The organism is Streptomyces sp. NBC_01276 (assembly GCF_041435355.1).
In the GTDB taxonomy this organism is placed as follows: Bacteria; Actinomycetota; Actinomycetes; order Streptomycetales; family Streptomycetaceae; genus Streptomyces.
In genome coordinates this window covers 319,092-331,824 of the sequence record NZ_CP108444.1, presented here as the reverse complement: position 1 = coordinate 331,824, position 12,733 = coordinate 319,092, and the positions used below count along the sequence as shown (strand labels likewise).

12 protein-coding genes are annotated in these 12,733 nt (G+C 73.7%); 8 read left to right on the top strand and 4 right to left on the bottom strand.

Annotated features, from left to right (window positions below; translation table 11 throughout):
* Nucleotides 1-2: 2 nt before the first annotated feature.
* The 3 genes from OG295_RS41050 to OG295_RS41040 all read right to left on the bottom strand — a co-directional run bounded on the left by OG295_RS41050 (nt 3) and on the right by OG295_RS41040 (nt 2,855).
* Complete coding sequence (locus tag OG295_RS41050) at nt 3-899, bottom strand: RNA polymerase sigma-70 factor (protein ID WP_331733701.1); 897 nt, start codon at nt 897-899, stop codon at nt 3-5.
* 111 nt (nt 900-1,010) lie between these two features.
* On the bottom strand, nt 1,011-2,198 hold the full coding sequence (locus tag OG295_RS41045) for an FAD-dependent oxidoreductase (RefSeq protein ID WP_331733440.1): 1,188 nt from the start codon (nt 2,196-2,198) through the stop codon (nt 1,011-1,013).
* 201 nt (nt 2,199-2,399) lie between these two features.
* Nucleotides 2,400-2,855: a MarR family transcriptional regulator gene (locus OG295_RS41040; RefSeq protein ID WP_331733437.1), complete on the bottom strand. Its 456-nt coding sequence runs from the start codon at nt 2,853-2,855 to the stop codon at nt 2,400-2,402.
* Nucleotides 2,856-3,008: 153 nt separating this feature from the next.
* Between OG295_RS41040 and OG295_RS41035 the strand changes: the two genes are divergently transcribed.
* A complete protein-coding gene (locus OG295_RS41035; protein WP_331733434.1) occupies nt 3,009-3,845 on the top strand; it encodes an alpha/beta hydrolase in 837 nt (278 codons plus the stop codon).
* Between the two features lie 168 nt (nt 3,846-4,013).
* Nucleotides 4,014-4,931, top strand: coding sequence for a DMT family transporter (locus tag OG295_RS41030; protein WP_331733430.1), 918 nt, complete (start codon nt 4,014-4,016; stop codon nt 4,929-4,931).
* Between the two features lie 54 nt (nt 4,932-4,985).
* Here OG295_RS41030 and OG295_RS41025 read toward each other — a convergent pair whose 3' ends face one another.
* The gene (locus OG295_RS41025; RefSeq protein WP_331733427.1) at nt 4,986-5,843 is read right to left on the bottom strand and encodes a helix-turn-helix transcriptional regulator; all 858 of its coding nucleotides are present in this window, start codon (nt 5,841-5,843) and stop codon (nt 4,986-4,988) included.
* Nucleotides 5,844-6,100: 257 nt separating this feature from the next.
* Here OG295_RS41025 and OG295_RS41020 point away from each other — a divergent pair, with 257 nt between their 5' ends.
* The 6 genes from OG295_RS41020 (at nt 6,101) to OG295_RS40995 (ending at nt 12,728) form a co-directional block, all read left to right on the top strand.
* The gene (locus tag OG295_RS41020) at nt 6,101-6,382 is read left to right on the top strand and encodes a hypothetical protein (protein ID WP_356225225.1); all 282 of its coding nucleotides are present in this window, start codon (nt 6,101-6,103) and stop codon (nt 6,380-6,382) included.
* Between the two features lie 75 nt (nt 6,383-6,457).
* Nucleotides 6,458-7,255, top strand: coding sequence for an alpha/beta fold hydrolase (locus OG295_RS41015; RefSeq protein ID WP_331733421.1), 798 nt, complete (start codon nt 6,458-6,460; stop codon nt 7,253-7,255).
* Between the two features lie 38 nt (nt 7,256-7,293).
* Entirely contained in the window at nt 7,294-8,187 is an 894-nt protein-coding gene (locus tag OG295_RS41010) for an isocitrate lyase/phosphoenolpyruvate mutase family protein (RefSeq protein WP_331733418.1), read from the top strand.
* On the top strand, nt 8,184-9,194 hold the full coding sequence (locus OG295_RS41005; protein WP_331733415.1) for a 3-oxoacyl-ACP synthase: 1,011 nt from the start codon (nt 8,184-8,186) through the stop codon (nt 9,192-9,194). The genes OG295_RS41010 and OG295_RS41005 overlap by 4 nt, the downstream gene beginning before the upstream one ends.
* 1 nt (nt 9,195) lies before the next feature.
* Nucleotides 9,196-11,520 carry an iron-containing redox enzyme family protein gene (locus OG295_RS41000; protein ID WP_331733411.1) on the top strand — a complete coding sequence of 775 codons (2,325 nt, stop codon included), beginning with the start codon at nt 9,196-9,198 and terminating at the stop codon, nt 11,518-11,520.
* 11 nt (nt 11,521-11,531) lie between these two features.
* Nucleotides 11,532-12,728: an acyl-CoA dehydrogenase family protein gene (locus tag OG295_RS40995; protein WP_331733408.1), complete on the top strand. Its 1,197-nt coding sequence runs from the start codon at nt 11,532-11,534 to the stop codon at nt 12,726-12,728.
* The last annotated feature ends 5 nt before the right edge of the window (nt 12,729-12,733 follow it).

Here is a 12,733-nt window from a genome sequence, read left to right as displayed (position 1 = left end):
GGTCACCGGAGGGTCAGCGGCGTCTCGGAGGCGACGCGGGCGAGCTTCGCGGGGTTGCGGACGTAGTAGAGGCCGCTGATGCGGGCGTCCTCGACGCGGACCGCCATGATCCCGTCGATCTCCCCGTCGAGGCGTACGACGAGGGCCGGGCTGCCGTTGACCGCGGTGAGCTCGCAGGTGACCGCGTACCCGGACTTGGCGGAGCCGCCGAGGTAGAAGCGGGCCACCTTCCCGGCGCCGACGACCGGCCGCAGCGCGGCCTGCTTGACGCCGCCGCCGTCGCTCACCAGGACGACCTCGGGGGCGAGCACGTCGAGGAGGTCCTGCAGGTTCCTCGTTTCGAGGGCGAGCCGGAACGCCTCCACGGCCGCCCGCGCCCTGCCCGCGGAAACCGTCTGACGGGGGCGGCGGGCGTCGACGTGCCGGCGCGCGCGGTGCGCTATCTGGCGGACGGCGGCCGGGGTCTTCTCGACGGCGGCCGCGATCTCCTCGTAGTCGACGTCGAAGACCTCGCGCAGTACGAAGACGGCGCGTTCGGTCGGCGAGAGCGTCTCCAGGACCAGCATCATCGCCATCGACACGCTCTCGGCGAGCTCGACGTCCTCGGCCACGTCCGGCGTGGTGAGCAGCGGCTCGGGCAGCCACTGGCCGACGTAGGCCTCCTTGCGGCGCTGCATCGTGCGCAGCCGGTTCAGCGCCTGGCGGGTGGTGATCCGGACCAGGTAGGCGCGGTGGTCGAGGACCTGCGCCGGGTCGACCTCGACCCAGCGCAGCCAGGTCTCCTGGAGGACGTCCTCGGCGTCGGCGGCCGATCCGAGCATCTCGTAGGCGACGGTGAAGAGCAGGTTGCGCAGGGAGACGAAGGTGTCGGTCGCCGGTCCGGCGGCATGGTCGCTCAGGCGTGCGTCCACAGGGGGTCCTTGTCGTAGACGGGTCGGGGCGGGGCGGGGCGGGGCGGGGCGGTCGGGGCGGGGCGGGTCCGGTCGGGGCGGTCGGGTCAGGTCGGGGATTCAGGGGGTGGCCGGTGTCGCGTCGCGCTCGGCGCGCAGCGGCTGCCGGCGCTTCTCGTCCTTGGCCCACCAGGTGCGCGCGCCGGGCCTGCGGGCCTCGTACCCCAGCTGCCAGGGGATGCCCTTGCAGATGAGCTCCTTGACCAGCGCGCCCGGCCGGCCGGCCAGGTGGTACTTCTTGACGGTGTCGTCCTTGTGGGCCAGTTGCAGGACGCCGGCGCGGCGGCCCAGGCTGAGGCACTGGGCGGCGAACCCCACGTCGACGGGCTCGGGCCGGGTCCCGGCGATCCGGCCGAGCACGGTCTCGGCGGCCTGCGGGCCCAGCTGGACGGCGGCCTGGCAGCTCATCCTGAACGGCAGGTCCGACGGGGCGGCCGAATCACCGGCCGCGACGATGCGTACGTCGTCCACGCTGGTCAGCGTCTCGTCCGTGAGCAGGCGGCCCAGGGCGTCGGTGGTCAGCCCGCTGCGGGCGGCCAGGTCGGGCACGCCGAATCCCGCCGTCCAGATGGTCACCGCGCTGGGCAGTTCACGGCCTCCGCCCAGCCGCACGGCATCGCGCGAGACGGCCGTCACCCTCGTGTCGGGGCCCGCGAGCACGGTCACTCCGAGCCTCGCCAGCTGCCGGGCCACCGCGCGCCGGGCCCGGGGGTGCAGGGACGGCCCGAGCAGGCCGCCGCAGACCAGGGTCACGGCGCGGCCCCGCTCCGCCAGTTCGGCGGCGGTCTCGATGCCGGTCGTGCCGCCTCCGACCACCGTCACCGGGGCCGCCGCATCCGTGGCGTCGAGGAGCGGGCGCAGCCGCCTCGCCTCCTCCAGGCCGGCCAGCGGGTGGGCGAATTCGGCCGCGCCGGGCACGCGGGGGTCGGCGCTGCCGCTGCCCACCGCGTAGACGAGGTAGTCGTAGGCGACGGGAGCTCCGGTCGCCAGTGTCACGGTGCGTGCGGCCGCGTCGATCCGGGTCGCGCTGTCGACCACCAGCCGGACGTCCCCGGCGAGGACCTTGCGGTAGTCGAGCACCGCCTCGTGCGTCCCGGCCACCAGCTGGTGCAGGCGGATCCGCTCGACGAAGTCCGGGCGCGGGTTGATCAGCGTCACGGTCACGTCGTCGCGCTGCGTCAGGCGGTTGGCGGCCATCACTCCGGCGTAACCGCCGCCGATCACGACCACCTCGGTGCGCTGCGTCATGGTGTCTCTCCTTCGGTCCGGCCTCGTTCGGCCTCAAGACACCGGTGGGACCGCGGCTGTGACACCTTGTGAGCCGGATCACCTCGCGGGGGCGTGCCGTGGGAGTGCCCTCGACCGCCGGCCGGTGCGTGCGGCCGGAGGCCGGTGTCCGCGACCGGCGGCCGGTGCGTGCGGCCGGCGGCCGGCGTCCACGGCGGGCGGTCAGTGCCCGGGGCGGACGGCGAGGTGGCGGGCGAGGACCTCCAGAGCCCGCGTCACCTCGGGGAGGCGCTCGGCGCCCTCCTCGCCCAGGGCCCGGGCGAGGGCCTCCTCGACCTTGGAGCCGCCCCCGGCGCGTACGGCCGCGACGCGGGCGGAGACCACGGGGGAGGGCCGCACCAGCGTCCGGCGGCGGTCGGCGGGGTCGGGCGCCGTCTCGACGGAGCCGGCCTCGCGCAGGCGGGCGACGGCGCCCGAGACCTGACTCTGCGGCAGGCCGGTGCGCTGCGCGGTCTCGCCGACGGTGGTGTCCGGGTGGGCGGCGATGTCCCCGGCGACGATGACGACGGAGCGGGTGCCGCCGGCGTACCGGCCGGAGCCGCCGGGCGGTTCGGGCAGGGCCTCCTCGCCGAGCTTCATCAAGGCGCGGCCCAGCAGGAAGAGTTCGATTCCGTCCACCGCTCCACCCTACTGCATCGCAATGGATTCATCGGAATCGATCCATCTCTCTTGATGCATCGATCTCGATGGATTACGGTGGTTGCAGAGCGGCGGACGAGGGGTCCGCGCGCCGACCGTACGAAGTCGATCGCACGAAGGAGTCACGTCACCATGTCCAGCACCCGTCAGATGTCCTCGCTCCCCGTTCCCGGCGCGACCCTGTACTACCGCCTCGAAGGCTCCGGGCCGTTGCTGCTCATCTCGCAGAGCGGCGAGGGCGACGCGGACCGCACCGTGGACCTGGTCCCGCACCTCACCGACGCCTTCACGGTCCTGACCTACGACCGCCGGGGGCTCTCCCGCAGCCGGCTCGCGGAGCCGGGGCGGACCACCTCCCTCGCCGAGCACGCCGAGGACGTCCACCGGCTGCTGGCCGCCGTCACCGACGAGCCGGCCCTGATGCTCGGATGCAGCCTGGGCGCGGTCATCGGCCTGCACCTGGCCGTCCGTCACCCCGGGCAGGTGTCCACCCTCGTCGCCCACGAGCCGGTCGCCCCGCGTCTGTTGCCGGCGGCCGACCGCGTCCGGCACGAAGCGGAGCTGGTCGGGCTCCGCGAGCTCTACCGCGACGCCGGGCTCGCCGCGACCCTGTCCGAGGTCGCCCGGTCGCTCGGCATAGACCCCGTCCGCCAGGAGACCGAGGCGGACCTCACCCCGCAGCCCATGGACGAGCGCCGCCGCGCCAATTTCGGATATTTCCTGGAGCACGACGTCCTCGCCGCCGCCCGGGACACCCTCGACCCCGCCGCCCTGGCCGGCTCGACGACCCGCATCCTCGCCGCCGTCGGCGCGACCACCCCGGCCACCGTCTTCGACCACGGCTGCGCGACCGCCCTGGCGGAGCTCCTGGGCACCGGGATACACACCTTCCCGGGCGGCCACAACGGCAACACCACCCACCCCCACGCCTATGCCACCCGCCTCCGCACCCTCCTCACCACCCCCTGAGTCCTCATCCGCCGCGCGTGCACCGCCCGGAGTGCCGGAGTCGGGGCGGGGCGGGGCCGGATGGGGGCCGGGGTGGGGCCGGCCGGAGGTGGCCGGAGGTAGACCCCGGTGGGGCGCATGCGGGCCAACTCGCCCTCCGCAGAAGGCAATCCCTGCCAACATCGGGGGATGGATCAAACGGCTGGCGAGTCCAGAACCGATCAACGTGCCCTGTCGGCGGCTGCCGTGACCGTCGTGATGTGGGCCTCCGCATTCGTCTCCATCCGCGCGTCCGCCGAGTACTTCGGGCCCGGGGCGCTCGCGCTGGGGCGGCTGCTGACGGCTTCCGTCGCGCTGGGGGTGGTCCTGCTCGTCAAACGGGTGCCGCCGCCGTCGCGGCAGGCGTGGCCCGGGATCCTGGCGTCCGGAGTGCTCTGGTTCGGGCTGTACATGGTGACGCTGAACTGGGGTGAGCAGGGGGTCGACGCCGGTACGGCCGCCATGGTGGTCAACATCGGCCCCATCGTCATCGCCCTCCTCAGCGGCTGGCTGCTCAAGGAGGGTTTCCCGCCGATGCTGCTGGCGGGGATGGGCGTGTCCTTCGTGGGGGCGGCCGTCGTGGGGATGTCCACCTCCAAGGGCGGGAGTTCCTCCCTCACCGGCGTGCTGCTCTGCCTGGTCGCCGCGCTCGCCTACGGCGCCGGGGTGGTGTCGCAGAAGCCCGCCCTGCGGCACGCGAACCCGCTCCAGGTGACCACGTACGGCTGCTTCGTCGGCACGGTCTGCACCCTGCCGTTCGCCGGGCAGCTCATCGACCAGGTCCCGGACGCCCCGCTCACCGCCACCCTCAACATGGTCTACCTGGGCCTCTTCCCGACGGCCCTGGCCTTCACCACCTGGACCTACGCCCTGTCGCGCACCACCGCCGGGAAGATGGGCGCGACGACCTACGCCGTGCCCGCCGTCGTCGTGGTCATCGCCTGGTTCGTCCTCGACGAGGTCCCGGGCTGGCTGACCCTGCTGGGCGGCGCCATCTGCCTCGGCGGCGTGGCCGTCTCCCGCAGACGCCCCCGGCCGGCCCCGCGCCCGGCGGGCGTGCCCGAGTGAGGACCTGACCCCGGGGGATCCCGGCGGGGGCTCCCGCGCCGGGATCCCCCGGGGTCACAGGACGTAGGTGGCCTCGTTGCGGCCCAGGAGGTAGCCGAGCTGTAATCGGTTCAGGGCCCCGAGTTCCTGCTTGATGGCCGCGATGTGGGCCTGGAGGGAACGTTCGCTGATGCCTATGCGGCGTGCGATGGCCTTGTCCGAGTAACCCTCCACCAGTAGTCGACTGATGGACTCCCGGATCGCCGGGACGACCTCGTCGGCCGCCTTCGCCGCGTGCAGCGGGACGAAGGGAAAGGGCTTCGCCCTGTCCCAGGCCTTGTCGAACGTGTCGCGAAGAAATCGTACGATAGTCGGTTCGGTAATGGAGATCGCCGTGGTACGGTCCTCGTTCGCCGAAATGAAGGCGACATCGTCGACAATGATCAAACGGTCAAAGAATTCTTCCAGGGTGCGAACCTGGGCGCCGTATTCCGTTACGGCGCGGACATATTCCTTGGTCGCCTCGTCGAATCTCGTGGTGTGCTGATACAGGGTCCGCATAGCGATCCCCGCCGAGATGTGCCGGCGCACGGATTCCAGCGCGTCCTTCAGCACCGCGCTCGGCCGCGCCCCGTCGGGCTGCGCCGTGAGGATGTCCCGGCGGACCGCGCCCAGCGCCTCGTTGATCGCCGTCGAGATGCTGCCCAGGCCGTGCAGGTACCGCACTCCGGGTCCCACGACCTCCTCGTCCGGACGGGACTCCACCGCGGGCGCCGGGGTGGGCCGGGCCGCCTGCTGTGCGGCTTCCTGCGCCAGCAGGCCCAGGTGCGTTGCGAGTTCCCGCAAGAACGCCTGCGGTTCCCCCGCCGCAGCCGCGCACAGCGCTTCAGGTGCACCGCTTTGTGCGGTTTTGACGTATTTAACTACGTCCACGTGCCACCCCTGTCTGTCCGGTATGCAGCTGTTTATGGCGGTTGAGACCCCGTGGGTTCCCGCAATGCGTAAACCGGAGCCATCGTAGGTCTACCTCGTCGTGACCCGGCAGGGGAGATTTGGTCTCACCGCAGGAACGAACACCGACAAGGCGCCCCGGAGATCACCACCGCCGGAAACCCGCCTCGGTTTGGCGTTCCTGGAATGGCCGAAGACGAAACGACTTGAGGGGACTGGGAAAAATGGGGAAGAACCACATGGTGACTCGTCGGGCCGGCCGCGTTTCGGGAATCCGCGGCCGCGCGGTTCTCGCCGCCGCGGGCATCGCCCTCGGCGTCGGTACGGCGGTCACCGGCCTCGCCCACGGTGCCTCCACGGCCGACTCCGTCAGCCACCTGCGCCTCGGCGACGTCGGCTGGAACAACGCGAACCCGCACGTCGTCGCCGGTGACGCCGGTGACGTCGGCTGGAACAACCCGCAGCCCGGCACCACCCCCACCCCCCAGCCCACCTCCACCAACGACGTTGGCTGGAACTGATCCACCGCCACGGCCCCGTACTGCACTGCTTCCCCTCCCGCCTCCGACCGACCGGCAAAGGAATGGCTGATCCTCGTGGTTCCCTCGCCCTGGTTCCTGACGTCCGAGACCACGCCCGGCCCTGACCCCGCCGCCCGCGTCTACTGCTTCCCGCACGCAGGCGGGAACCCCCGGACCTTCCTCGACTGGCAGCCCGCCATGGGGCCCGACGCGCGGATCCTCGCCGTCTGCCCGCCCGGCCGCGGCCACCGCTTCCGCGAACCGGCCCCCGCCTCCCTCGCCGAGCTCGCCGACGGCGCCGCCACCGCCATCGCCCTCGCCGCCGACGCCGACCGGCCCTTCCTCCTCTTCGGCCACAGCTTCGGCGCCGCCCTCGCCTTCGAGGTCGCCCGCCGCCTCGACGGCATCCGCGGTTTCGCCGGCCTCGTCGCCTCCGGCTGCTCCGCCCCCTCGCTGCTGCCGACCCCCCGCGTGGTCGAGGCCGCCGCACTGGAGGGCCGCGCCTTCACCGAGGCCGTACGGTTCTTCGGCGGACTGCCCCCCGAGGTGATCGAGGACGAAGCCGTCCAGGAACTGCTCCTGCCGCACCTGAAGGCCGACTTCCGGATGGTCGCCGGCTACCGCTACGCGCCGGACACCCCCCTCACGGTCCCGCTCGTCCTCCTCAACGGTGCCGACGACCCCCACGTCAGCCCCGCCGCGCTCGGCCCCTGGGCCCGCGAGTGCGCCACCGAACCGGAGCTCCACTGGACGCCCGGCGGCCACTTCTACTTCGAGGACCGGCCGCACGCCGTCACCGCCGTCCTGCGCCCCCTGGCCCGCGCGGCCGCGGCGCCGACCCGCAGCGGAGATGAGTACGTTGAGCTGATCTGAACCACCGGCCGACGCACCCCAGCCCTTGCGAGGAACCCATGACCAGCACCACCGACGCCGCCCGACTGCGGCGCGCCGTCACCTTCCGGGACCTGCACACCGGTCCCCGCCCCTTCGTCGTCCCCAACCCCTGGGACGCCGGCACCGCACGCATCCTGGCGTCCCTCGGCTTCGCCGCCCTCGCCACCACCGGCGCGGGGCTCGCCCACAGCCTCGGCCGTCCCGACGGCGCCAACCGGCTCACCCGCGCCGAGATCCTGGACAACGCCGCCGCGATCGTGGACGCCACCGGCCTGCCCGTCACCGCCGACCTGGAGAGCGGCTTCGGGGAACGCCCCGAGGACGTCGCCGAGACCATCCGGCTGGCCGCCGCCGCCGGGCTGGTCGGCGGCTCCGTAGAGGACTCCACGGGCCGCGACGAGGACCCCGTGCGCCCGCTCGACGAAGCCGTGGAACGGGTCGCCGCCGCCGTCGAGGCCGCGAAGGGACTCGACTTCCCCTTCACCGTCACCGCCCGCGCCGAGAACTTCTTCCAGGGCCTGCCCGACCTCGACGACACCATTCGCCGCCTGAAGGCGTACGAGGCCGCCGGCGCCGACGTGCTCTACGCCCCGGGCCTGCCGGACGCCGAGTCCGTCCGCGCGGTCTGCTCCGCCGTGGACCGGCCCGTCAACGTCCTGATGACCGGCGCCCTCAAGCTGTCCGTCGCCGACCTCGGAGACCTCGGCGTGCGCCGCGTCAGCACCGGCTCGGCCCTGTCCCGCGCGGCCCTCGGCGCCCTCGTCCGCGCCGCCCGTGAGATCACCGGGTCCGGCACCTTCGACTTCGGCCTGGACGCCCTCCCGTACGCCGAGGCCAACGCCCTCCTGGCCCCCGCGGCCCCCGCCCCGTCCGCCCCGTCCGCCGACCGAGAGAGCGATCCGGCACCGTGAGCCTTCCGTACGCGTCACCCGCCGCCTCCGCGTTATCCGCGGCCCCCGCCGTCCACCTGTCCGCGCCCCGCTACGTCCTCGGTGAACTCCGCGCCGCCCACACCACGGTCGACGGTCTGGCGGAGCGGGCCCGTACGTTCGGCATGCCTCCCCGTGCCGAACTGTGGGGCTGGGGCACCGTCCACCGCACCGCCAAGGCCCTGGAGACCCTCGCCGCCGAGACCGCCCGCGCCACCCTCGACGGCGCGGGCGCCGCCCCGGCGGACGTGGACTGCCTCATCCTGTGCTCCACCCGCTTCCCCGGCGGCCCCCGCACCCACGGCGCGTTCGTGGAGAACGTCATGGCCGCCACCGGCCTCGGCGCGGCCGCCTTCACCGGCCTCACCCTCGGCCGCTGCGCCAACCTCCTCGCCGGCATCCGCACCGGACAGGCCTACGTCGCCTCCGGCATGCACCGCAGGGTCATGGTCGTCACCGCCGACCGGGTCACCGACGAGTCCGTCCGCATGGAGAACTTCGCGCTCTTCAGCGACGGCGCCGCCTCGTGCCTGATCAGCGCCGACCCCCTCGGCCCGGACGCCTACGAGATCGTCGCGGGCGCCAGCGCCCAGGACCCGGCCGGCCTCGACTGGTCCAACGAGATCAGCTCCGACCTCGCCCGCGAGGTCAACCGGCAGATCCTCGAAGAGGCCGGCATGAAGATCGGCGACATCCAGGGGGTGCTCCACCCCAACCTCTACAAGCCGCTGGTCGTCCTCAAGGAACGCCAGGCCGGCTTCACCCGCGAACAGCTCTTCCTGGACAACATCCCGCGCGTGGGCCACTGCTTCGCCGCCGACCCGCTGATCAACCTCGTCGACCGGGAGGCGGCCGGGGAGCTGAGGCCCCGCGGACACTACCTGCTCGCCTCCAGTGTCCCGGGCGTGCGGATCGGCGTCCTGCTGCGCAAGCTCCCCGCGACCGCCGCCGCGAGCGCCACCGACTCCGCCCGGCAGGGGGACCACTGACATGGACGCGCCCCTCACCCCCGGCGAGGAGACCTCCCTCGACATGGCGCGCGGCTTCTTCGCGCCCGCCTTCACCCTCCCCGACCTGACCACCTCCCTGCCGCCCGGCCCCTTCGAGGCCTCCCCGGCCGGTGCGGCCGAGGCCGCGCGGATCACCGCCCTGCCCCCCGCGGGCCTGTTCCGCCGGCTCCTCGCCGACCAGGAGAGCGAGGGCGTCCTGCTCGCCGCCCGCCGGGTCCTCGCCGCCTTCCTGGCCCCCGAGCCCGACGAACCGGAGCTGCGGGACCCCGCCGACGCCGACGAGGCCGCGGCCCAGGTGCTGGCGGCCCGCGCCGAACTCGCCGCCGTCCTCGCCCCGCTGCGCACCCACCCCGACCCCGAGGTGCGCACGGCCGTGCTGCGCCAGCGCGCCCCCCTGGCGCTGACCGGCGGCTGCTGGCTGGACACCCTCTCGCAGGCCGCGACCCAGCCCGCCGAGATCGTGGGCCGCCTCTTCGGGCAGCACTGGCTGCTCCAGGGCGAGGGCACCGCCGAGGCCGGCATGCTCGGCCGGCGCCGCCGGGCCCTGGTCGGCCACGGCGTGTTCCTGTCCGGGGTGGAGGCCGCCGCCTTCCTCGACGAGACCGGCGCCCGCCCGCTCACCGCCCTGCACGGCGCCTTCCACCTGGCCCTGTCCCGGCTGCCGGCCTCCTTCCTCCCCGAGGTCGTCGGCGTCCACTACGCCGCCCACGCGCTCGGCCTGGACGACCTGCTGCTCGGCATCGAGCCGATGCTCGCCGAGAGCGACGTGCGCCCGCTGCTCGCCGAGTACCTCTCCTTCACCGCGCAGTCGCCCACCGGAGCCGAGGACCGCCGCCGCGCGCTGGCCGCCGTACGCCTCCTCGTACGCCTGGAACGCGAGCACACCGCGGCCCTCGCCGAGCTCGCCGCCTGGCACGACGGGCTGTCGCTGGACGCCCGGGTCGCGCGGATCGTCGAGCGGCACGCGCCGCACGCGGGCCGCCAGCACCGCGCGGTGCGGCTGGGCACCCGCAAGCTCACCGACTGGCTCGACGACGGGCAGCTCGACCCGGCCGCCTTCGTACGGGAGTTCCGCACCGCCCGCCAGATCCGGCCCGCCCGCGACGGCGGCCCCTGCCGCTTCCTGAAGTCCATCAAGTTCGGCGGCCCCATGTTCGGCATCTTTGACGAGCGGGAGGCGGCCGTCCTGGCAGCCTGGGCGCAGGCCGTCGCCGACGGCGAGCCCGCGGGCGCGGACCTCGTGCCCACCACCGCGGGCGACGAGCCGGCCCGGGCCTGGAGCGGCCGGCTCGCCACGGTGCGGCCCACCGACGTGCTGGTCCGCGAACCCGAGGACCCCGGCGACCACCGCCGCTTCTTCCACCGCCTCGTCACCTTCGAGCGCCACCCGAACGTGCTGCCGCAGGCCCGCGCCCGCGCCGAGGCCGGGCTGGCCGACGCCGAACTGCTCTTCGCGCACGGGGCAGGCGGCGTGCTGACCGACGCGAGCTGGTTCCCGTACACGCCCGAGGCGCTGATGGAGCGGGTCGAGCGGATCTACTGGGACAAGCTGGTGGACCCGTACGAGCCGCTCACCGAGATCCCCTCCCGCGACGAAGTGGTCTTCGAGCAGTCGACGTACGCCCTCGGCAGCCTCATCGACGGCACCTGGGCGCACCGCATCGGCAACCTGGGCCGCCGCGGCCGGCGCAGCGACGACCTGCTCTTCTCCATCTACGCGGACGAGATGGGCCGCGGCGACATGGCCAAGAACCACATCACGATCATCCACAAGGTGCTGGCCAGCATGGACATGGACCTGCCGCACATCCGGCAGGAGGCGTTCCTGCACCAGGGCGACCTGCCGGACCACCTGTACGGCTTCTCCATCCACCAGGTGTGCCTGTCGCTTTTCCCCGACAGCCTCTACAACGAGATCCTCGGCTACAACCTGGGCATCGAGATGTTCGGCCTCGGCGCGATGCGGCTGCACGAGATCCAGAAGCTGCGCCGCCACGGCCTCGACGTCTCCTACGAAGAGGCCCACCTGTCCATCGACAACTTCTCGGCGGGCCACGCCCGCCAGTCGGCCGAGATCGTCGTGGCCTACCTCGACGAGGTGCTGCGCGGTTCCGGCGAGGAGGCGGTGCAGCGCGAGTGGCGCCGCATCTGGCGCGGTTACGCCTCCTTCGCCTACTTCGTCGAGCACGCCCTGGTGAAGCGGGTCCGCGCCGGGGCGTCCGATTCGGGCGGGCCCGCCTCCGGAACCCCCGCCGCCGGTCCCGTCGACGCCCCTGCCGACACCCCCGCCGACCTGGTCATCTGAGGAGCCGGACGATGGAACTGACGACGAGCTTCGACCCCGAGGTCCTCGCCCTGCCCTTCTACGAGGACTCCCACCGCCGCCTCGCCGAGGGGGCGGGGGCCTGGTGCGACAGCAACCGGGTGCTGTGGGAGGAGATCCGCGCCCTCGACCCGGACGCGGCCGGGCGCCGGCTCGTGCGCGCCCTGGGCGCGGCGGGCTGGCTGGCCGAACTGGACCCCCGGGGCGCGCCGGTGGACGACTTCCGCGCGGTGTGCCTGCGCCGCGAGGCCCTCGCGTACGCGGAGGACCTCGCCGACTTCGCCTTCTCCATCCAGGCGCTGGCCGCGACCCCGCTGCTGCGCTTCGGCAGCGAGGCGCAGCGCCGCCGCTACCTGCCGGGGATGGCCGCGGGGACCCTGATCGGGGCCTTCGCGGTCTCCGAGAAGGAGGCCGGCTCGGACGTGGCCTCGGTGGGGCTGGAGGCGGTGAAGGACGCGGCGGACGGTTCGTACGTGCTCGACGGGCGCAAGGCCTGGATCGCCAACGGGACCATCGCCGACGTGTTCGTCGTCATCGCCCGCACCGGGCAGGGCCCCGGCCCGCTGGGGCTGTCCGCCTTCCTGGTGCCCGCGTCGACCCCCGGGCTGCGGGTCGAGCGGATCGACGCGATCGCCCCGCGGTCCTTCGCGCACCTGTCCTTCGAAGGGTGCCGGCTGCCCGCGGACGCGCTGCTGGGGCGGCCGGGGAAGGGGTTCGTGGTCGCGGTCGACCTGCTGGAGCGGTTCCGTACGACGGTCGGCGCGGCGGCCCTCGGATTCGCCCGGCGGGCCTTCGACACCGCGCTCGCCCACGTCCTGGGGCGGGAGGCGTACGGGGCCACCCTGTTCGACCTCCAGCTGGTGAAGGCCTCCCTCGCCGACATGGAGGTGCAGCTGAACGCGGCCGCGCTGCTCGTGGCGCGGGCCGCCTGGGAGACCGACCGCGGCAGCCGGCGGTTCGCCCGCCACTCCAACATCGCGAAGGTGCACGCCACCGAGGCCGCCCAGGGGGTCGTCGACTCCGCCGTGCAGCTGCTCGGGGCGGCGGGCATCGTGCAGGGCTCGGTCACCGAGCGGCTGTACCGGCAGATCCGCTCCCTGCGCGTCTACGAGGGCACCTCGGAGGTGCTGAGGATGGCCATCGCGGGCTCCCTCGACATGCGCAGGGCGGCCCGCGCGGCGGCCGCCTGACCCCC